Raw genomic sequence first — 19783 nt, forward strand, 5'->3', positions numbered from 1 at the left:
GAAGCTGCGCCGGGAAGCGGAAGGGCTGCAGCGGGACGCTGCCGAAGCCGTGCAGAGAATCGACAGCCTGGAACGGCTGGCCAAGGCGGCCCGGGATAATCTGCGGGGCTTGAGCGACCACGAGAAGGCCGAGCTGTTCGCGGAAATGGGCCTGGAGGCAGAGGTCATCAGCTGCCAGCCCCGCCGCAAGGGCGTGGCCTGTGCGGTGCGGGACTGGTTCGTCCGGGAGGGCCGGCAGGTGCCGATCCTGACGGACGAGGGATGGGAGCTGATCAAGCCCTTGATGGGGGGCCGCCGGTCGACCATCGACCGGCGTACGGTCACCGAGGCCCTGCTGGAGAAGGCCGTGACGGGGGAGGGCATGGCGGACATCGCGCCCCGGTACGGCGTCAACCTCAATGCCCTGCAGACGCAGTCCAACAGATGGCTGCAGGACGGCACCTGGGCCAAGGCCATGGAACTGCTGAAGGATGCCGAGACCAGGCCCGCCTGGTCGCCGGTGCCCGCGGAGATCAAGGTCACGCTGCGGCCCTTGGCTATTGAGTGCAAAGACGGTGACGGGGAACGAGCCCCTTGGAGGCCGGGCCGCCGACGCAGAACTCGGTGCGCTCCCCGAAGCCCTGACGGGCCGTGTCGTGCGGCAGCACCTGCGCGTGGGCGCGGCAGTCCTTGATCAGCGCGGCGAGTTCGAGCAGGGCGAACACGTCGTGGCGCATCACCGCCAGTTCGGGTCCGCCGGCGTTCCGGTTCACCACCAGCAGCGACTCGGAGTCGTCCGGCAGCCCTAAGAAGGCCTGCTTGCGCCTGAGTTTCCGGTTCCACAACCAGGTGCGGGACAGCCATCCCAGCGCGGCGCTGATACCGGCCGCTATCACCCCGAGGAGGATGTTGCGCACGTCGTCGTTCATGGGCGCGCATGCTACGTGACTGACGTGACCATGATGGTGGAATAGGCTGCGCGAACGGTCCCTCAACCGGAGGTGCGGATGCGTCGTCCTGTTGCCCGGAAACTGTCCGTTCTGGCGGTCTCGGCCGCCGTGGTGTCGGTGGGGGCGGCAGCACCGCCCACCGCCCACCGGGATCCCGTCCCGAAGTCACCCCTCGCCGTCGGCTACGGCGGCGCCGTCGCCAGCGTCGACGCGGACGCCTCCGCCGCCGGCATCGAGGTGCTGAAGAAGGGCGGCAACGCGGTCGACGCCGCCGTCGCCACCGCCGCCGCGCTCGGCGTCACCGAGCCCTACTCCGCCGGTATCGGCGGGGGCGGCTACTTCGTCTACTACGACGCCGAGTCGCGCACCGTGCACACCATCGACGGCCGCGAGACCGCGCCGCTGAGCGCGGATCAGAACCTGTTCACGGAGAACGGCAAGCCGCTCGCCTTCGCCGACGCCGTCAGCAGCGGACTGAGCGTCGGCACCCCGGGCACGCCCGCCACCTGGCAGGCGGCGCTGGACGCCTGGGGCAGCAAGCGGCTGGCGACCGTGCTGAAGCCCGCCGAACGGCTCGCCCGGGACGGGTTCACCGTCGACGACACCTTCCGCTCGCAGACGGCCGCCAACGAGACCCGCTTCCGCTACTTCCCGGACACCGCGAAACTGTTCCTGCCCGGCGGACAACTGCCCGCCGTCGGCTCGACGTTCAAGAACTCCGACCTCGCCGCCACCTACGCCGAACTGGCCCGCAAGGGCGTCGGCGCGATCTACCACGGCGACCTGGGCCGGGACATCGTCGACACCGTCAACCACCCGCCCGTCGACCCGGCCTCCGGCTGGAACGCGCGCCCGGGTGAGCTGTCCGCGCGGGACCTGGCGGCCTACCGTGCCAAGTACCAGGCGCCCACGAAGACGTCGTACCGCGGACTCGGTGTGTACTCCATCGCACCCTCCTCCTCCGGCGGCACCACCGTCGGCGAGGCGCTCAACATCCTGGAGAACACCGACCTGTCGAAGGCCACCGAGGCGCAGTACCTGCACCGCTACATCGAGGCGAGCCGGATCGCGTTCGCCGACCGCGGGCGCTGGGTCGGCGACCCCGCCTTCGAGGACGTACCGACGAAGGAACTGCTCTCGCAGCGGTACGCCGACTCGCGGGCCTGCCTGATCAAGGACGACGCGGTGCTCACCAGCCCCGTGCCGCCCGGCGACCCGCGCCACCCCGCCGACTGCGGCGCCCCGGGCACGGCGGCCCCGACGACGTACGAGGGCGAGAACACCACGCACCTCACCGTCGCCGACAAGTGGGGCAACGTCGTCGCCTACACGCTCACCATCGAGCAGACCGGCGGCAGCGGCATCACCGTGCCCGGCCGCGGCTTCCTGCTCAACAACGAGCTGACCGACTTCTCCTTCGCCCCGGCCAACCCGGCCGTGCACGACCCGAACCTGCCCGGACCCGGCAAGCGGCCGCGCTCGTCGATCTCCCCGACGATCGTGCTGGACCGCCACGACAAGCCGGTCGTGGCGCTCGGTTCGCCCGGCGGCGCGACCATCATCACCACCGTGCTGCAGACCCTGACCGAGTTCCTCGACCGCGGGCTGCCACTGGTCGACGCGATCGCCGCGCCGCGCGCCAGCCAGCGCAACGCCGCCCAGACGGAGCTGGAACCCGGCCTGTGGAACAGCGATCTGAGGGCGCAGCTGGAGAAGCTCGGGCACTCCTTCAAGCTCAACCCGGAGATCGGTGCCGGGACCGGCGTGCAGCGGCTGCCGGACGGCCGCTGGCTCGCCGCGGCCGAGAAGGTGCGGCGCGGCGGCGGCTCGGCGATGGTCGTCCGCCCGGCGCCGTAGCGCAAGCCGTCATAGCTCGGGGGCGGGCCGCTCCTGCGTGCGGAACGCGAGCCGCCCGTCCTCGACATCGACGGTCACCCGGCCGCCCTCGCTGATCGTGCCGTTCAGCAGCAGCCGGGAGAACTGGTTGTCGACCTCCCGCTGAATGGTGCGGCGCAGCGGCCGGGCGCCGTACTCCGGCTCGTAGCCGCGCTCGGCGAGCCAGTCCACCGCCGCGTCGGTGAAGTCCACCGAGACGCCCTGCGCCTGCACCAGCCGGCGGGTCTGCGTCAGCAGCAGCTGGGTGATCCGGCGCAGTTCGTCGCCGGTCAGCTGGCGGAAGACGACGATCTCGTCGATGCGGTTGAGGAACTCCGGCCGGAAGTGCTCGCGCAGCGGCCGCAGGATCTGCTCGCGCCGCGCCTCCTCGTCGGCCTCGGTGCCGGTCGCCCCGAAACCGATACCTGCGCCGCGCCGCGTGATGGCCTCCGAACCGAGGTTGCTGGTCATCACGATCACGGTGTTGCTGAAGTCCACCGTGCGTCCCTGCGAGTCGGTCAGCCGGCCGTCGTCCAGCACCTGCAGCAGGATGTTGAAGACATCCGGGTGCGCCTTCTCCACCTCGTCGAGCAGCAGCAGCGAGTACGGGTGCCGGCGCACCACCTCGGTGAGCTGGCCGGCCTCCTCGTGGCCGACGTACCCGGGCGGGGCGCCGACCAGCCGGGAGACGGTGTGCCGCTCCTGATACTCGCTCATGTCGAGGCGGACCATGCGGTCCTCGCTGCCGAACAGCGCCTCCGCCAGCGCCCGCGCCAGCTCCGTCTTGCCGACGCCGGTCGGGCCGAGGAAGAGGAAGGAGCCGATCGGCCGGCCCGGGGCGGACAGACCGGCGCGGTTGCGCAGGACCGCCTCGGAGACGACGCGGACGGCCTCCTCCTGCCCGACGACCCGCTCGTGCAGATGTTCCTCCAGGCCCAGCAGGCGCTCCTTCTCCTCCTGGGTGAGGCTGCTGACCGGGATGCCGGTCTGCCGGGACACCACCTGGGCGATCGCCTCCGCGGTGACCTGGAGGTTCTGCCCCTCGTCCGCCTCGCCGTCGCCGCCGGCCTCGGCGATCCGCTGCTTCAGCTCCATGATCCGGTCGCGCAGCTGCGTGGCCGTCTCGTAACTCTCGTCGGCGACCGCCTGGTCCTTGTCCCGGCTGAGCTGCTCGACCTCGCGCTCCAGGGCTCGTACGTCCGTGCCCTTGGTGCGCGCCTGGAGCCGCACGCGCGCGCCGGCCTGGTCGATCAGGTCGATCGCCTTGTCCGGCAGCCGCCGGTCGGTCAGATAGCGGTCGGACAGCTCCACGGCCGCCACCAGCGCCTCGTCGGTGTAGCGGACCTGGTGGTGAGCCTCGTAGCGGTCGCGCAGCCCGCGCAGGATCTCGATGGTGTCCGGCACGGACGGCTCCGGCACCAGGATCGGCTGGAAACGGCGGGCGAGCGCCGCGTCCTTCTCGATGCGCCGGTACTCCTCCAGCGTGGTCGCGCCGACGATGTGCAGCTCGCCGCGGGCCAGGGCGGGCTTGAGGATGTTGCCCGCGTCCATGCTGCCGCCCTCGCCGCCGCCCCCGGCGCCGACGACGGTGTGCAGCTCGTCGATGAAGACGATCAACTGGTCGGAGTGGGTGCGGATCTCCTCGACGATGTTGTTCAGCCGCTCCTCGAAGTCACCGCGGTAGCGAGTGCCCGCGACCACCCCGGTCAGATCCAGGGCGACCACCCGCCGCCCGAGGAGGATGTCCGGGACGTCGCCGTCGGCGATGCGCTCCGCGAGGCCCTCGACGATGGCGGTCTTGCCGACGCCCGCGTCGCCGATCAGCACGGGGTTGTTCTTGCCGCGCCGGGAGAGCACCTCGATCGTCTGCTCGATCTCCGTGTCGCGTCCGATCACCGGGTCGATACGGCCCTGCCGGGCCAGGTCGGTGAGGTCGCGGCCGTACTTGTCGAGGGTCGGCGTGCCCGTCGGCCGCGCCCGCTCGGACCGGGGCATCTGCGGGGCCTCCGGCGCAGGCGGCGGACCCGAGGGGGCGAAGCGGGCCGCGTTGAGGATGTGCCCGGCGGCGGAGTCCGGGTTGGCGGCGAGCGCGCTGAGCACGTGCTCCGGGCCGATGTAGCCGGCGCCGGTGGAGCGCGCCATCTCGTGCGCGTCCAGCAGCGCCCGCTTGACCGCCGGGGTGAGCGAGAGCGAGGTCGGCGCGGGCGCCTCGCCGGGTGGGTGCTGGACCGGCCCCGAGCGTTCGTCGATCTCCGAGGCCAGCGAGTCGGGGTCCGCGCCCGCACGGCTGAGCAGACTGCGGGTGGGTTCGCTGGCCAGCGCCGCTCGCAGCAGGTGTTCGGTGTCCAGATCCCGGCTGCCGTGTTCCGCGGCGTACTGTGCAGCGCCGCGCACCAGTTCCCTGGCGGGCTGACTGAGCAGACGGCCGATGTCGATCTGCCGGGGCCCCGGGCGGGGGCCACCGAAGAAGCGGGCGAGGAATTCTCCGAAGGGGTCGCCCTCCGGGCCGAGGTAGCCGCTGGTCATGGCGCTCCGTTCCTTCGCTGAGACGTACCGGAGGCGGGTAACCGGGGGTGGGGTCGGTCATGCCCACGATGGCATGTTCTGTGGGGGTGCGCCTTTCGGCTCGGGGTGTTCTCTACTCTCGCGGGTGCGGGTCCTCGGTGGTTGCCCGTGCTCGCGCGGCGGAGTTGCCTATCGATACAGCGCCGCGACCCTTGCGTACGTCATCTCACCGCTGGGTGAGGACGCGGGGTCCGCTTTCCGTGATCGCCACCGTGTGTTCCACGTGGGCTGCCCTGGTGCCGTCGTTGGTGCGCAGGGTCCAGCCGTCGGGATCCGCGTGGTAGGCGTCCGTGCCGCCGGCGATCAGCATCGGCTCGATCGCGAGGACCATGCCGTGGCGCAGCGGCAGGCCGCGGCCGGGGCGGCCCTCGTTGGGGACGCCCGGGTCCTCGTGCATACGGCGGCCGATGCCGTGTCCGCCGAAGCCGTCGGGGATGCCGTAGCCGGCGGCGCGGCACACCGTGCCGACGGCGTGGGCGATGTCGCCGATGCGGTTGCCGACGACGGCCGCGGCGATGGCGGCGTCGAGGGCCCGCTCGGCGGTCTCGATCAGCTTCAGGTCCGCCGGTCGCGGGCGGCCCACCGTGAAGCTGATCGCGGAGTCGCCGACCCAGCCGTTCAGCTCGGCGCCGAAGTCGGCGGAGAGGAGGTCGCCGTCTCGCAGGCGGTACGTCGTGGGGATGCCGTGCACGATGGCGTCGTTCACGGAGGCGCAGAGCACGGCCGGGAACGCGGTGGGCGCGAAGGAGGGCCGGTAGCCCAGGAAGGGGGATGTCGCGCCCGCCTCGCGCAGCACGTCGTGGGCGACCTCGTTCAGTTCCAGCAGGGAGACGCCGACGTCCGCGGCCTCCCGTACGGCCGTCAGGGCTCGGGCGACGACCTGGCCCGCCTCGTACATCGCATCGATCGACGTGTCCGTCTTCAGTTCCACCATGCCAATTACTATACCGGTATTAGAATGGGTGCCATGGTGCGTACCCCTCTCACACCCGAAGAGCACGAGCGCGGCGAGCGGCTCGGGCGGCTGCTGCGCGAGGCCCGCGGCGACCGCAGCATGACGCGGGTCGCGGCCGATGCCGGGATCTCGGCGGAGACGCTGCGGAAGATCGAGACCGGACGGGCCCCGACGCCGGCCTTCTTCACCGTGGCCGCGCTGGCCGGCGCGCTCGGGCTGTCCCTGGACGAGCTGGCCGCCCGGTGTGCGCAGGCGGGGGTGGACCTCGCCGCCGCCTGAGCGTCACCGTGGCCGGAGTGCGGGACTGAGGTCCCCGCACCCCGGGGGAAAACTCCGCGTAGCCGCGCCGTAACACAACTGGTGTTGGCTACGAGGCCGGAGTGTTCCCCTCGGGTGGGAGTCGGGCGATGGCGGTGGAGCAACTCCCGGGCGAAATGCGGGAGTTCGTGGAGTACCTCGACGCCCTGCTGGGGCGTCTCGATACGGCCGACGGCTGGTGCGGCGTCTTCTGGCAACGCGACCCGGACGGCATGCGCGCGTGCCGGGAGGGCCGCGAGATGCCGCCCTGGGACGTGGTCGCGGCGCTGCTGCAGGACCTCGCCTCCCGCCACGGCCGGGAGGCCGCGGCACGGGAGGCGGAGCGGGCCAGCGTCCTGCACGCCGCCGCGGTCGCCGCGTACGACGCCCGTCCCGGTGGCCGGGAGGCACTCGCGGACCGTCTCGATGTGATGCTCCGCGAACAGCGCTACGCGGCGGAGCGCCGCGCGGTCCTGACCCGGACGCTTGCGCACGCCGCGACCCGCGAGGAGGCCGACGCCCTCCGCCTCGACCTCGCCTGGTCCGACGACGACCACGAACGCGCGACCGCCCGCTGCGCGGAACTGCGGGCCCGGATGGCGCGACTGGAGCGGGCGCTGCCGACGCGGGGGACGCGGGGCAGCGCGCACGGTGGCCCTTCCCGTGACGACGGCCCCCTCGGGGACGCGCTCGGGCACGCCGGCCACGTCCCGGTCGCACCCGACGCCCACGCGGCCGCGCTCCGTGCCGGGGAGGGAGGTTCCTGGTTCGCGGCGGGAGGCGCGGAGGGCGCCGGTGCTGTGGCCGTGAGGGGTGCGGCGGCAGGGGGCGCCGACTTTGTGGCGACGAGGGGTGCGGGCGCAGGCGGCGCCGGCCCTGTGGCGGCGACGGATGCGGCGGCACGCGCCGGGCATGGCGCGCCGGTCTCCACTCCGCATGCCCAGGCACTCCTCGGCGGCCAGGAGGTCACGGCCCCCGTCGGTGCCGCACCGCACACAGGGCATGGTGCGATCGCCTCCCGGCCGGGGCGCGACGCTCGCCCGGCACCCTCCGGGCCCCTGCCCGGCCCCGCCCCTTCGGCCCTCGCGCCCGTTCCTGCCGGTGCCGCGCCCGCCCCGCACCGGCTCGCCGAAACCCCCGCACAGCCCGGTGCCGGCCCGTCCACCCGGCCCGGAGCACAGGCCGTCTCCTCGGCGCCGCCCGGTTTCGTGCCGCCCCCTGCCGGCGCCGCTCGCGGCGCCGACCCCTCCGTCCGCCCGGCACCCCCCGACGCCACGACGCGCAAGCGTCGCCGTGGCGGTGCCCGGTTCGCCGGTGCCGTCGACGAGGGGGACGCTCCCCTTCTCGCCGAGCCGGCGCCCGTTCCCGCTGCCGGACGGACCCCGCGGGGTGCCCGGTTCGCCGGGGCCGGGGAACACGCCGATGCTGCGCCCCTGGCCGAGCCCGCACCCTCGGCCGAGCCGATGGACGGCGCCGACCGTCGCGCGGTCCAGGGCGCCGTGGACCGGCTGGCGCGGCTGCGCGCCGACGGCCGTACCGGCGACGCGCATGCGCTGCTCGTCGAGCTCGCCCACTGGCCCGCCGCCCGCTTCCCGCTGCTCGCCGCCGCGCTGCACCGGGCCGGGCTCGGCGCGGACTGGACGACGCTGCTGTGGGAGGCCGCCTCGCTGCCCGCCGAGCGGCTCGTCGCCGCCGCGGACGCGCTCGTCGCGGCCGGCCGGGACGCCGACGGCGAGCACGTCCTGCGCCAAGGCGTCGTACGGCCCGCCGAGGAGATCGGGGCCACTGTGCGCACGCTGCACGCGGGCGGCCGCCACCGCGAGGTGCGCGCGCTGCTCGGCGCCTACGTCCGCGTCCGCGCCCCCGAGGAGGCCGCCCGCAGCGCCGCCCCCGACCCCCGGCTGCTCGCGCCGCTGCTGCTCGAGGCCGCCCGGGGCGTCTCCGACGAACGCCACTGGGACCTGCTGCACGCCCTGCGGGTCGCCGGTCTCGCCCACTGACTCGCAAACCGAGCGCCGGGACGCCACACCCGCCCCACCAGCCCCGGACATCACCCAGAGGAGTGTCAAACGCGCTCGACTCAGCGGGTTGGCGACGATGGTCTTGGCAAGCCCGTCCGAGAGGCTTACGTTCGTCCCTCTACAGCCTGTTTCTACGGGCGTAGAGGCTCTGACGTCGCGTCGAAGGAGCAGCTCATGGCGAACGTCGTCCGTGCCGCCCTGGTCCAGGCCACCTGGACCGGCGACACCGAGTCCATGGTGGCGAAGCACGAGGAGCACGCCCGCGAGGCCGCCCGCCAGGGAGCCAAGGTGATCGGCTTCCAGGAGGTCTTCAACGCCCCGTACTTCTGCCAGGTCCAGGAGCCGGAGCACTACCGCTGGGCCGAGCCCGTGCCCGACGGGCCGACCGTGCGCCGTATGCAGGAGCTCGCCCGCGAGACCGGCATGGTGATGGTCGTCCCCGTGTTCGAGGTCGAGCAGTCCGGCTTCTACTACAACACCGCGGCCGTGATCGACGCCGATGGCAGCTATCTGGGGAAGTACAGAAAGCATCACATCCCGCAGGTGCGGGGCTTCTGGGAGAAGTACTACTTCAAGCCCGGCAACCTCGGCTGGCCCGTCTTCGACACGGCCGTCGGCAAGGTCGGCGTCTACATCTGCTACGACCGGCACTTCCCGGAAGGCTGGCGGCAACTCGGGCTCAACGGCGCCCAGCTGGTCTACAACCCGTCGGCCACCCACCGAGGGCTGTCGTCCCACCTGTGGCACCTGGAGCAGCCCGCCGCCGCGGTCGCCAACGAGTACTTCGTCGCGGCGATCAACCGCGTCGGCCAGGAGCCCTACGGCGACAACGACTTCTACGGCACGAGCTACTTCGTGGACCCGCGAGGACAGTTCGTCGGCGGGGCAGCCTCCGACTCCAAGGAGGAACTCGTCGTCCGCGACCTCGACTTCGACCTGATCGACCAGGTGCGGCAGCAGTGGGCCTTCTACCGCGACCGCCGCCCCGACGCCTACGAAGGACTGGTGGAGCCGTGAGCGACCTGTACGCCCGCCACCGCAGTGTGATGCCGGACTGGCTCGCGCTGTACTACGACGACCCGATCGAGATCACGCACGGCGAGGGCCGCCATGTCTGGGACTCCGACGGCCGCCGCTACCTGGACTTCTTCGGCGGCATCCTGACGACGATGACCGCGCACGCCCTGCCGGAGGTGACCAAGGCGGTCAGCGAGCAGGCCGGGCGGATCATCCACTCCTCCACCCTCTACCTCAACCGCCCGATGGTGGAGCTGGCCGAGCGCATCGCCGGGCTCAGCGGCATCCCCGACGCCCGCGTCTTCTTCACCACCTCCGGCACCGAGGCCAACGACACCGCCCTGCTGCTCGGCACGACCCACCGGCGCAGCAACACGATCCTCGCGATGCGCAACAGCTACCACGGCCGTTCCTTCAGCGCCGTCGGCATCACGGGCAACCGCAGCTGGTCGCCGACCTCGCTGTCCCCGCTGCAGACGCTGTACGTGCACGGCGGGGTGCGCACCCGCGGGCCCTACGCCTCCCTGAACGACGCCGACTTCATCGCGGCCTGCGTGGACGACCTGAAGGACCTCCTCGGCCACACCCGCCCGCCCGCCGCGCTGATCGCCGAGCCGATCCAGGGCGTCGGCGGCTTCACCTCCCCGCCGGACGGCCTGTACGCCGCCTTCCGCGAGGTGCTCGCCGAGCGGGGCATCCTGTGGATCGCCGACGAGGTGCAGACCGGCTGGGGCCGTACCGGCGACCACTTCTGGGGCTGGCAGGCGCACGCCCGCAGCGGCCCGCCGGACATCGTCACCTTCGCCAAGGGCATCGGCAACGGCATGTCCATCGGCGGCGTGATCGCCCGAGCCGAGATCATGAACTGCCTGGACGCCAACAGCATCTCCACCTTCGGCGGCACCCAGATCACCATGGCCGCGGGCCTGGCCAACCTGGGCTACCTGCTGGAGCACGACCTGCAGGGCAACGCCCGGCGCGTCGGTGGCCTGCTGATGGAGCGGCTGCGGGCGATCGCCGCCCAGAACCCGGCCGTACGGGAGGTACGCGGACGCGGACTGATGATCGGCGTCGAGCTGGTGCGACCCGGCACCGACGAGGCCGATCCGCAGGCCGCCGCGGCCGTCCTGGAGGCGTGCCGCACGCAGGGGCTGCTCATCGGCAAGGGCGGCGGGCACAACACCGCCGCCCTGCGCATCGCCCCACCGCTGTCCCTGACCGTCGCGGAGGCCGAGGAGGGCGCCGCGATCCTCGAGGACGCCCTGAGAAGCGTTCAGTAGCGGCGCGGTGAGCGGGGAGCCGAGCGGCAGGAACCGAGCGGCGAGACTGAGCGGGGAAGGCGTCATGACCACCACCTGGGAACCCGTGGAACCGGCCCTGTCGGTACGCCAGATCCTCACCCTGGAGCGGGTGCTCGCCGGGGAGCCCGAGGTGGTGGCCGGCGCCGGCCGGCTGGACCGTCCCGTGCGCTGGGTGCACGTCGCCGAGGCGCCCGACGTCGGCGTGATGCTCAGCGGCGGCGAACTCGTGCTCACCACCGGCGTCCTCCTCGCCGGCGACGAGGACAAGCAGGCCGACTACATCCGCTCCCTGCACCGCGCCGAGGCCGCCGCGGTCGTCCTGGGCCTCGGGCGGGCGTTCCCGGCGGCGCCGGAGGTGATGCGCCGGGCTGCCGAGCGGTGTGGGCTGCCGCTGGTCGTGCTGCACCGGCCGTTCCCCTTCGCCCAGCTGACCGAGGAGGTGCAGGCGCGGCTGGTGCGGCGCAAGTTCGCGGCGGTCAGCCTGTCGGAGTCGGTGCGCACCGCGCTGACCGCGCTGATCACCTCCGGCGCCCCGCTGCAACACCTCCTGGAGGAGATCGCCCGGCACAGCGGCTGCCCCGTCGTCGTCACCAACCTCGCCCACCGGGTGCTGGCGACGGCGGGGGAGCGGCCCGCGGTGGACGACGTGCTGCGCGACTGGGACCGCATCGCGCGCCAGGCCGGCGCCGGTGACGCCGACGGCTGGATCCGCGCCGAACTCGCCAGCCGCGGCGAACGCTGGGGCCGCCTCGTGCTGTGTGGCCACCGCACCGACCCGGCCGTCGGCCGCCTCCTCGCCGACCGGGCCGCCGAGGCCCTCGTCCTGCACCGCATGCTCGCCGGACCCGCGGCCCGCACCTGGGAGGAGCAGTCCGCGCAGAGCCTGCTCACCGACCTGGTCTCCGGCGCCGTACCGGCCCGGCACCTGCTGCCCCGGGCGCGCGCCGCCGGGCTGCCGGTCAACCGGCGCACCTTCGTCCCGCTCGTCGTCCGCGACCGCGGCCCAGGCGAACTCGACCGTTTCCTGCGCCTGTTGGGACTCCCCGGAGTCGTCGCCGAGGCCGACGGCAGGGCCACCGCCGTCCTCCTCAGCCTCGCTCGCGATCAGGACGCCGGGGCGCTCACCGCGCACCTCGCGGCCCGGCTGCGCGAGGTGGCCCCGGTGGTGGTCGCCGCCGCCGACCCGTGCACCGCCTGGGACGACGTACCGGCCGGACTGCGCGAGGCGCAGCACGTGGCCGACGCCGTCGCCGACTCCGCCGCCCCCCTCGACCTGCCGCCCGTGGTCCGCCTTCGGGACGTCCATCTGCGCGGCCTGATCCGGCTGCTGCGCGACGACCCGCAGGTGCAGTCCTTCGCGGAACGGGAGCTGGACGGGCTGCTCGGCGCCGCAGACGACGACCTGCTCGCCGTCCTGCGCACCTACCTCGCCACCGGCCGCAACAAGTCCCGCACCGCCCAGCTCCACCACGTCTCCCGGCCCGCCCTCTACCGCCGCCTGGAAGCGATACAGACCCGCCTCGGCGTGGACCTGGACGACTTCGAACAGGCCGTCTCGGTGCACATAGCCCTCCTCGCGCACGACGCGCAACACCCCTGACACACGACCACCACCTGGGAAAACGGCGGTGAAACATGGCCCGGACGAAGGGTGACACGGTGACACGCCGCACCACTGCGGACGTGACACCGTGTACCTCACCGCGCGCCCGCGGACTTTCTACGCTCGCCGCACACCGACCGAGCGGAGAAACGTGATGAGCCGAGTGATCCGCGCCGCCCTCTTCCAGACCGCGTGGACGGGCGACAAGGAGTCCATGATCCAGGTCCATGAGCAGGCGGTGCGCGACGCCGCCGCGCAGGGCGCCCAGGTGCTGTGCTTCCAGGAGCTGTTCTACGGGCCGTACTTCTGCCAGGTCCAGGACCCCGCCTTCTACGCGTACGCCGAACAGATCCCCGACGGCCCGATCGTGCAGCGCTTCCAGGCGCTCGCGCGGGAGGCAGGCATCGTCCTCGTCCTGCCGATGTACGAGGAGGAGCAGCCCGGCGTCCTGTACAACACCGCCGCCGTGATCGACGCCGACGGCTCCTACCTCGGCAAGTACCGCAAGACGCACATCCCGCAGGTCAAAGGGTTCTGGGAGAAGTTCTACTTCCGTCCCGGCAACGGCGGCTGGCCCGTCTTCGACACCGCCGCCGGCCGCATCGGCGTCTACATCTGCTACGACCGGCACTTCCCGGAGGGCTGGCGCGCCCTCGGGCTCGCGGGCGCCGAGGTCGTCTTCAACCCGTCGGCCACCTCGCGCGGCCTGTCCCGCTACCTGTGGCAGCTGGAGCAGCCCGCGGCGGCCGTGGCCAACGAGTACTTCGTCGGCGCGATCAACCGGGTCGGTGTCGAGGACCTCGGCGACAACGACTTCTACGGCACGAGCTACTTCGTCGACCCCGAGGCCCAGTTCGTGGGAGAGGTCGCGAGCGACAAGGAGGCCGAACTGGTCGTGCGGGACCTGGACATGGCGAAGCTGCGCGAGGTGCGCGACCGCTGGCAGTTCTACCGGGACCGCGCACCGGGAGCGTACGAACCGCTGACGGCACCGTAGAGCGCCGCCGAGGGCAAGGTCCCTGGGGCGCGGGGCGCGGGCGATCCGCGGCTGCCGCCGCGCGGGCGCGACCGGCCACCGACAACCGACACGTCCCCACCGGGAGGAGCGACCCAGACATGAGCAACCGGACAGTGATCCGCGGTGGCCTCGTCGTCACCGCGTCCGACGAGATCCACGCCGACGTCCTGATCGAGGACGGCCGCGTCGCCGCCCTCGCCGCCTCCGGCACCGCGGCCGCCGAGGCGTGGACGGCCGAGCGGACGATCGACGCCACCGGGAAGTACGTCCTGCCGGGCGGCGTCGACGCCCACACCCACATGGAGCTGCCGTTCGGCGGCACCTTCGCCTCGGACACCTTCGAGACCGGCACCCGGGCCGCCGCCTGGGGCGGAACCACCACGATCGTCGACTTCGCGGTGCAGGGCGTCGGGCACAGCCTGCGGGAGGGGCTGGACGCCTGGCACGCCAAGGCGGAGGGCAACTGCGCGATCGACTACGGCTTCCACATGATCGTCTCGGACGTCAACGACGAGACGCTGAAGGAGATGGACCTGCTGGTCGAGGAGGGCGTGACCTCCTTCAAGCAGTTCATGGCGTACCCGGGCGTCTTCTACAGCGACGACGGCCAGATCCTGCGCGCCATGCAGCGCTCCGCCGACAACGGCGGGCTGATCATGATGCACGCCGAGAACGGCATCGCGATCGACGTGCTCGTGCAGCAGGCCCTGGAGCGCGGCGAGGGCGACCCGCGCTACCACGGCGAGGTCCGCAAGGCGCTGCTGGAGGCCGAGGCGACCCACCGTGCGATCCGGCTCGCGCAGGTGGCCGGGGCGCCCCTGTACGTCGTGCACGTCTCCGCGACGGAGGCGGTGGCCGAGCTGGCCCGGGCACGTGACGAGGGGCTGCCGGTGTTCGGCGAGACCTGCCCGCAGTACCTGTTCCTGTCCACCGACAACCTCGCCGAGCCCGGCTTCGAGGGCGCCAAGTACGTCTGCTCCACGCCACTGCGGCCGAAGGAGCACCAGGCCCAGCTGTGGAAAGGCCTGCGCACCAACGACCTCCAGGTCGTCTCCACCGACCACTGCCCGTTCTGCTTCAAGGGCCAGAAGGAACTGGGCCTGGGCGACTTCTCCAAGATCCCCAACGGTCTGCCGGGGGTGGAGAACCGGATGGACCTGCTGCACCAGGCCGTCGTCGACGGGCACATCTCGCGCCGCCGCTGGATCGAGATCGCCTGCGCCACCCCGGCCCGGATGTTCGGCCTGTACCCGAAGAAGGGCACCATCGCCCCGGGCGCCGACGCCGACGTCGTGATCTACGACCCGCACGCCGAGCAGGTGATCTCCGCCGAGACGCACCACATGAACGTCGACTACTCGGCGTACGAGGGCAAACGGGTCACCGGCCGTGTCGAGACCGTTCTCTCGCGCGGCGAACTCGTCATCGACCAGCGGGAGTACACCGGACACGCCGGTCACGGCGTCTACCTCCCCCGCTCCACCTGCCAGTACCTGAACTAGTCGAACGAGGAGTGGCGCCCATGGATTTCGGACTCGTCCTGCAGACCGACCCGCCCGCATCCCGGGTCATCGACCTGATGAAACGGGCCGAACGCAACGGCTTCAGCCACGGCTGGACCTTCGACTCCGCCGTGCTGTGGCAGGAACCGTTCGTGATCTACAGCCAGATCCTGGCCGCCACGGAGACGCTGACCGTGGGGCCGATGGTGACGAACCCCGGGACGCGCACCTGGGAGGTCACCGCCTCCACCTTCGCCACCCTCAACGACATGTTCGGCAACCGCACCGTGTGCGGCATCGGCCGCGGCGACTCCGCCATGCGCGTCGCCGGCCGCAAGCCCAACACGCTCGCCCGGATCAGCGAGGCGATGAAGGTCATCCGGGCCCTCGCCGGCGGCCGGGAGGCCGACCTCGGCGGCGGCACGGTCGTGCGGTTCCCCTGGATCAAGCCCGGCGCCGAACTGCCCGTGTGGATGGCCGCCTACGGGCCCAAGGCGCTGAAGATGGCCGGGGAGGAGGCCGACGGCTTCATCCTCCAGCTCGCCGACCTGTATCTGACCGAGTACATGGTCAAGGCCGTCCGCGACGCCGCCACCGGCGCCGGACGCGACCCGTCCGAGGTGACGGTCTGCGTCGCCGCCCCGGCCTATGTCACCGCCGACGACTCGCCCGAGGCCCTCGCTCACGCCCGCGAGCAGTGCCGCTGGTTCGGCGGCATGGTCGGCAACCACGTCGCCGACCTGGTCGGCAAGTACGGCGAGCACTCGGCGGCCGTCCCCGACGAACTCACCGACTACATCAAGTCCCGCCAGGGCTACGACTACGCCCACCACGGACGCAGCGGCAACCCCGACACCGCCTTCGTACCGGACGAGATCGTCGACCGGTTCTGCCTGATCGGCCCCGTCGAGCGGCACATCGAGAAGCTCCAGGCGCTGCGCGCGCTGGGCGTCGACCAGTTCGCCGTCTACGACATGCACGACGCGCAGGAAGCCGTCATCGACGCCTACGGGCAGCACGTCATCCCCGCCCTGACCGCCTGACCGCCTCACCGCTTGACCGCCTGAACCCCCTCTTCTTCAAGCCCTTGGTCGCCCCTCCCCGCCCCCGGGGGGAGGGGCCGGTGCCCGCACACACCCCGACCCACCTCACCTCATGGGGCTGCCATGACCGAGACCGCTCCCACCGCGATACCTTCGACCACCCAAGTCACCCTGCCCGACGGCCGCGTGGAGCTCGCGCCGGACTCGGGGCCGCCGGCCGGCCGTTACGCCAACGAGGACCTGCTGCCGGTCCCGGCGGCGCAGCGCACCTGGACGACGTACAACTTCTGCGCGCTGTGGGTCGGCATGGCCCACAACACCGCCTCCTGGACGCTGGCCTCCGGGCTGATCGCCGTCGGGATGGACTGGAAGCAGGCGGTGTTCACCATCGCCCTGGCCAATGTGATCGTGCTCGTGCCGATGCTGCTCACCGGGCACGCCGGACCCAAGTACGGCATCCCGTTCCCGGTGTTCGCGCGCGCCTCGTTCGGCGTGCGCGGCGCCAACCTCCCCGCGGTGGTGCGGGCGTTGGTGGCGTGCGGCTGGTTCGGCATCCAGACCTGGATCGGCGGTGAGGCGATCTACTTCCTGGCCGGGAAGCTGATCGGTTCCGGCTGGTCACAGGCGTCCCACATCGGCGGCTACGCCTGGACCATGTGGCTGTCGTTCGCGCTGTTCTGGGTGCTCCAGGTCGCCATCGTCCACCGCGGTATGGAGACCATCCGCCGCTTCGAGAACTGGGCGGCGCCCTTCGTCCTGGTCGGCGCGTTCGTCATGTTGTGGTGGATGAGCGACAAGGCCGGCGGCCTCGGCCCGCTCTTCGACCAGCCGTCCAGGCTCGGCTGGGGCGCCGACTTCTGGAAACTCTTCGCGCCCTCGCTCATGGGCATGATCGGTTTCTGGTCCACGCTGTCGCTGAACATCCCCGACTTCACCCGCTACGGCCGCAGCCAGAAGGCGCAGACCTGGGGCCAGGCGCTCGGTCTGCCCACCACGATGACCCTGTTCGCGTTCCTGTCCGTGCTGGTCACCTCCGGCTCTCAGGCGGTGTACGGCAAGCCGGTCTGGGACCCGGTCCAGTTGGCCGCCAAGACGGACAACACGGTCGGCCTGCTGTACGCCCTCGTCACGGTCCTGGTGGCGACCTTGTCCGTGAACGTCGCGGCGAACCTGGTCTCCCCGGCGTTCGACTTCTCCAACGTCGCGCCGCGCAGGGTGAGTTTCCGCACCGGCGCGCTGATCACCTGCGTTCTCGCCGTGGTGATCTGCCCGTGGAAGCTGTACGCCGACCCTCAGGGCTACATCTTCACCTGGCTGGGCCTGGTCGGCGGGCTGCTCGGCACGGTCGCCGGGATCCTCGTCGCCGACTACTGGATCCTGCGCCGGGCCCGGCTCGACCTCGCCGACCTGTACCGGGCGGGCGGCCGCTACTGGTACGCGGGCGGCTGGAACTGGCGGGCCGTGGTCGCCTTCGCGGCGGGCGGGGTCCTGGCCGTCGGCGGCGCCGACTTCCACCCGCTCGTCGACGGCCGCCCGATCCCGGCGCTGGCCGATCTGGCGGACTACGGCTGGGCCGTGGGCCTCGGCACCTCCCTGGTGCTGTACCTGGCGCTGATGCTGCCGCGCCGCCGTCGCGCGTACGCCGAGGCGTGAGCGCACGAGGGCGGTCAGCCGGCCTGGCCGCCCTTCAGCGCCGCCATCGCTTCCTTGGCCGCCTTGATCGCACCCTTGTTGATCTCGTCGGTGCTCGGCGCCTTCTTCGTCTCGAAGTCACTGCCGTTGTAGGTGACCACCACGAGGGCGTTGTCGGCGCGGGCGATCACCTCGCCCTCCCGGGTCTGCTGCTTGTCCTCGGTGGTCAGGTTCACCACCGAGTAGGCCTCGTCCCCGAGACCGGGCACGGCACCGCCGCCGCTCTTCTCCGTCGTGCGCTCCTGGTACGACTTCTGCGCCTGCTCCCCGGAGCCCATGACCTCGAAGGAGACGTCCAGCCACCGGTAGTCGTAGCCCTTGAGCGCGTTCCAGGAGCAGGTGCGGCGCAGCTTCGCGTCGGTGGACGGGATCTCCTTGCCGCCCGTCTTGGCGCCGGGCACCAGCGCCGTGATGGTCTTGGCGCCGATGCTGTCGCAGGGGGCGGGGGCGGTGGCGTACGTCTTCGACTCCGTCGTCGCCGGCGGGGCGGTGGCCGACTGGGTGGCCGTCTTGTTCTGCACGGGTTCGTGCCCGGCGGCCGGGGCCGGCGCGAGCGGGCCGGACGACAGCGCCCAGCCGGCCGTGGCGAGCACGGCCACCGGGGACAGGCGCGCGGTCAGGGCGAGCGGCAGAGGAAGCAAACGCACGGCGCACTTCTCATGGGGGGAGGCTGTGAGGGGTGTCCGCAGTACGGACGGGACGACAGTGTCACATGACTCCCCGTGAGGCGGAAGGGCGAACTCGCTCCGTGCCGGTGCGGTGACGCTGACGTGTCGGCGGACGCCGGACTTGGGCGAAAAGCCGCTCCCGCCGGCATGCTCAGGGCACCCGGGCGGTCCACTTGGGTGAGGAGAACTTGGTGCGGGCCAGCTCCTCGGCGCGTGCCAGCTCCTCGTCCGTGACCTTGCCCTCGGTCAGGCCGTACCGGGTACGGAAGGAGTCGATCATCCGCTCGATGACGGCTTCGCGGGGCAGCCCGGTCTGCCGGCGCAGCGGGTCCACCCGCTTCTTCGCGCTCCTGGTCCCCTTGTCGGACAGCTTCTCCCGCCCGATGCGCAGCACCTGCACCATCTTGCCGGCGTCGATGTCGTACGACATGGTCACGTGGTGCAGGACGGCCCCCGGCCCGCCGTGCGGGGCCACGAGCCGCTTCTGTGCGGCGCCCGCGATCTTTCCCTGGTCGGTGGCGATGTCGTTCAGCGGCTGGTACCAGGCCCGGATGCCCATGCCGCCGAGCGCGCCGAGCACCCAGTCGTCGAGATAGGCGTAGCTGTCCTGGAAGGACAGGCCCTGCACCAGCGCCTGCGGCACCGACAGCGAGTAGGTGATCGTGTTGCCCGGCTCGACGAACATCGCGCCGCCGCCGGAGATCCGGCGCACGACCCGGACACCGTGGCGCGCGGCACCTTCGGCGTCGACCTCGTTGCGCAGGGACTGGAAGCTGCCGATGATCACCGCGGGTGCGCCCCACTCCCACACGCGCAGCGTCGGAGGGCGATGTCCGGCCGCCACCTCGGCGGTCAGCACCTCGTCCAGCGCCATGTGCAGCGCCGGTGACTGCGGGCCGTCGTGGATCAGCTGCCAGTCGTAGTCCGTCCAGTCCGTGGCGTGCGCGAGGGCGCGGCGCACGGCGATGCCGATGCCCTCCGAGGTCAGCCCGTACATCACGGTGCCCTCGGGCAGCGCCGCGTCGACGCGGGCCGCGAGCCCCGCCGCGTCGGTGTCCGCCGGGGCGCCCTCCAGCGCGCCGTTCACCGCGTCCAGCGCCTCGTCCGGCTCCAGGAAGAAGTCGCCCGCCACGCGCACGTGCCGCAGCACGCCGTCCTCCACGTCCACGTCCACGACGACCAGCTTGCCGCCGGGCACCTTGTACTCACCGTGCACTGGGCCTCCCCTCCTGCCTACGAGATCAACGCCGCAGGTCGTCGCCGTGTTCCCCGGAGCGTGATCACGCTCGTACCATCC

The 19783-nt window shown here is 72.1% G+C and carries 15 protein-coding genes and 1 pseudogene; 11 read left to right on the forward strand and 5 right to left on the reverse strand.

All coding sequences use genetic code 11. The features are described from left to right. Positions 1-145: 145 nt before the first annotated feature. Positions 146-673: a transposase gene (locus tag ACF1GV_RS09785; RefSeq protein WP_391679656.1), complete on the forward strand. Its 528-nt coding sequence runs from the start codon at positions 146-148 to the stop codon at positions 671-673. Here the strand turns inward: ACF1GV_RS09785 and ACF1GV_RS09790 are convergent. Continuing rightward, positions 555-908: pseudogene (locus ACF1GV_RS09790) on the reverse strand (hypothetical protein); the annotation flags it as partial. The gene ACF1GV_RS09785 and the pseudogene ACF1GV_RS09790 overlap by 119 nt on opposite strands. Positions 909-986: 78 nt before the next feature. Here ACF1GV_RS09790 and ggt point away from each other — a divergent pair. Further along, a complete protein-coding gene (gene ggt, locus ACF1GV_RS09795) occupies positions 987-2786 on the forward strand; it encodes a gamma-glutamyltransferase (RefSeq protein WP_391679360.1) in 1800 nt (599 codons plus the stop codon). Between the two features lie 9 nt (positions 2787-2795). Here ggt and ACF1GV_RS09800 read toward each other — a convergent pair whose 3' ends face one another. Further along, on the reverse strand, positions 2796-5330 hold the full coding sequence (locus ACF1GV_RS09800) for an ATP-dependent Clp protease ATP-binding subunit (RefSeq protein WP_391679357.1): 2535 nt from the start codon (positions 5328-5330) through the stop codon (positions 2796-2798). Positions 5331-5535: 205 nt separating this feature from the next. Further along, positions 5536-6303, reverse strand: a complete 768-nt coding sequence (gene map / locus ACF1GV_RS09805) for a type I methionyl aminopeptidase (protein ID WP_391679354.1) — start codon at positions 6301-6303, stop codon at positions 5536-5538. 33 nt (positions 6304-6336) lie between these two features. On the opposite strand from map, the gene ACF1GV_RS09810 reads away from it, so the two are divergent. From ACF1GV_RS09810 to ACF1GV_RS09850, 9 genes are all read left to right on the forward strand, one after another. Then, complete coding sequence (locus ACF1GV_RS09810; protein WP_391679351.1) at positions 6337-6603, forward strand: helix-turn-helix domain-containing protein; 267 nt, start codon at positions 6337-6339, stop codon at positions 6601-6603. Between the two features lie 128 nt (positions 6604-6731). Next, the gene (locus ACF1GV_RS09815; protein ID WP_391679348.1) at positions 6732-8621 is read left to right on the forward strand and encodes a hypothetical protein; all 1890 of its coding nucleotides are present in this window, start codon (positions 6732-6734) and stop codon (positions 8619-8621) included. A 195-nt stretch (positions 8622-8816) separates the two neighbouring features. Beyond that, complete coding sequence (locus ACF1GV_RS09820) at positions 8817-9659, forward strand: nitrilase-related carbon-nitrogen hydrolase (protein WP_391679346.1); 843 nt, start codon at positions 8817-8819, stop codon at positions 9657-9659. Between the two features lie 29 nt (positions 9660-9688). Beyond that, positions 9689-10939, forward strand: coding sequence for an aspartate aminotransferase family protein (locus ACF1GV_RS09825; RefSeq protein WP_391679641.1), 1251 nt, complete (start codon positions 9689-9691; stop codon positions 10937-10939). Between the two features lie 64 nt (positions 10940-11003). After that, positions 11004-12560: a PucR family transcriptional regulator gene (locus tag ACF1GV_RS09830; protein ID WP_391679343.1), complete on the forward strand. Its 1557-nt coding sequence runs from the start codon at positions 11004-11006 to the stop codon at positions 12558-12560. A gap of 157 nt (positions 12561-12717) precedes the next feature. Beyond that, positions 12718-13560 (forward strand): nitrilase-related carbon-nitrogen hydrolase, encoded by an 843-nt coding sequence (locus ACF1GV_RS09835; protein WP_391679340.1) that lies wholly within the window; start codon positions 12718-12720, stop codon positions 13558-13560. Positions 13561-13679: 119 nt separating this feature from the next. Then, positions 13680-15083, forward strand: coding sequence for a dihydropyrimidinase (gene hydA, locus ACF1GV_RS09840; RefSeq protein WP_391679337.1), 1404 nt, complete (start codon positions 13680-13682; stop codon positions 15081-15083). Positions 15084-15103: 20 nt separating this feature from the next. Further along, positions 15104-16126, forward strand: a complete 1023-nt coding sequence (locus tag ACF1GV_RS09845) for a TIGR03842 family LLM class F420-dependent oxidoreductase (RefSeq protein ID WP_391679334.1) — start codon at positions 15104-15106, stop codon at positions 16124-16126. A gap of 123 nt (positions 16127-16249) precedes the next feature. After that, entirely contained in the window at positions 16250-17779 is a 1530-nt protein-coding gene (locus ACF1GV_RS09850; protein ID WP_391679332.1) for an NCS1 family nucleobase:cation symporter-1, read from the forward strand. 14 nt (positions 17780-17793) lie between these two features. On the opposite strand, the gene ACF1GV_RS09855 is transcribed toward ACF1GV_RS09850, so the two are convergent. Further along, positions 17794-18465, reverse strand: a complete 672-nt coding sequence (locus tag ACF1GV_RS09855; RefSeq protein ID WP_391679329.1) for a hypothetical protein — start codon at positions 18463-18465, stop codon at positions 17794-17796. A gap of 172 nt (positions 18466-18637) precedes the next feature. Further along, the gene (locus tag ACF1GV_RS09860; RefSeq protein ID WP_391679326.1) at positions 18638-19702 is read right to left on the reverse strand and encodes a biotin/lipoate A/B protein ligase family protein; all 1065 of its coding nucleotides are present in this window, start codon (positions 19700-19702) and stop codon (positions 18638-18640) included. Between the last annotated feature and the right edge of the window lie 81 nt (positions 19703-19783).

Origin of the sequence: Streptomyces sp. NPDC014006 (assembly GCF_043088925.1) — a bacterium.
In the GTDB taxonomy this organism is placed as follows: Bacteria; Actinomycetota; Actinomycetes; order Streptomycetales; family Streptomycetaceae; genus Streptomyces.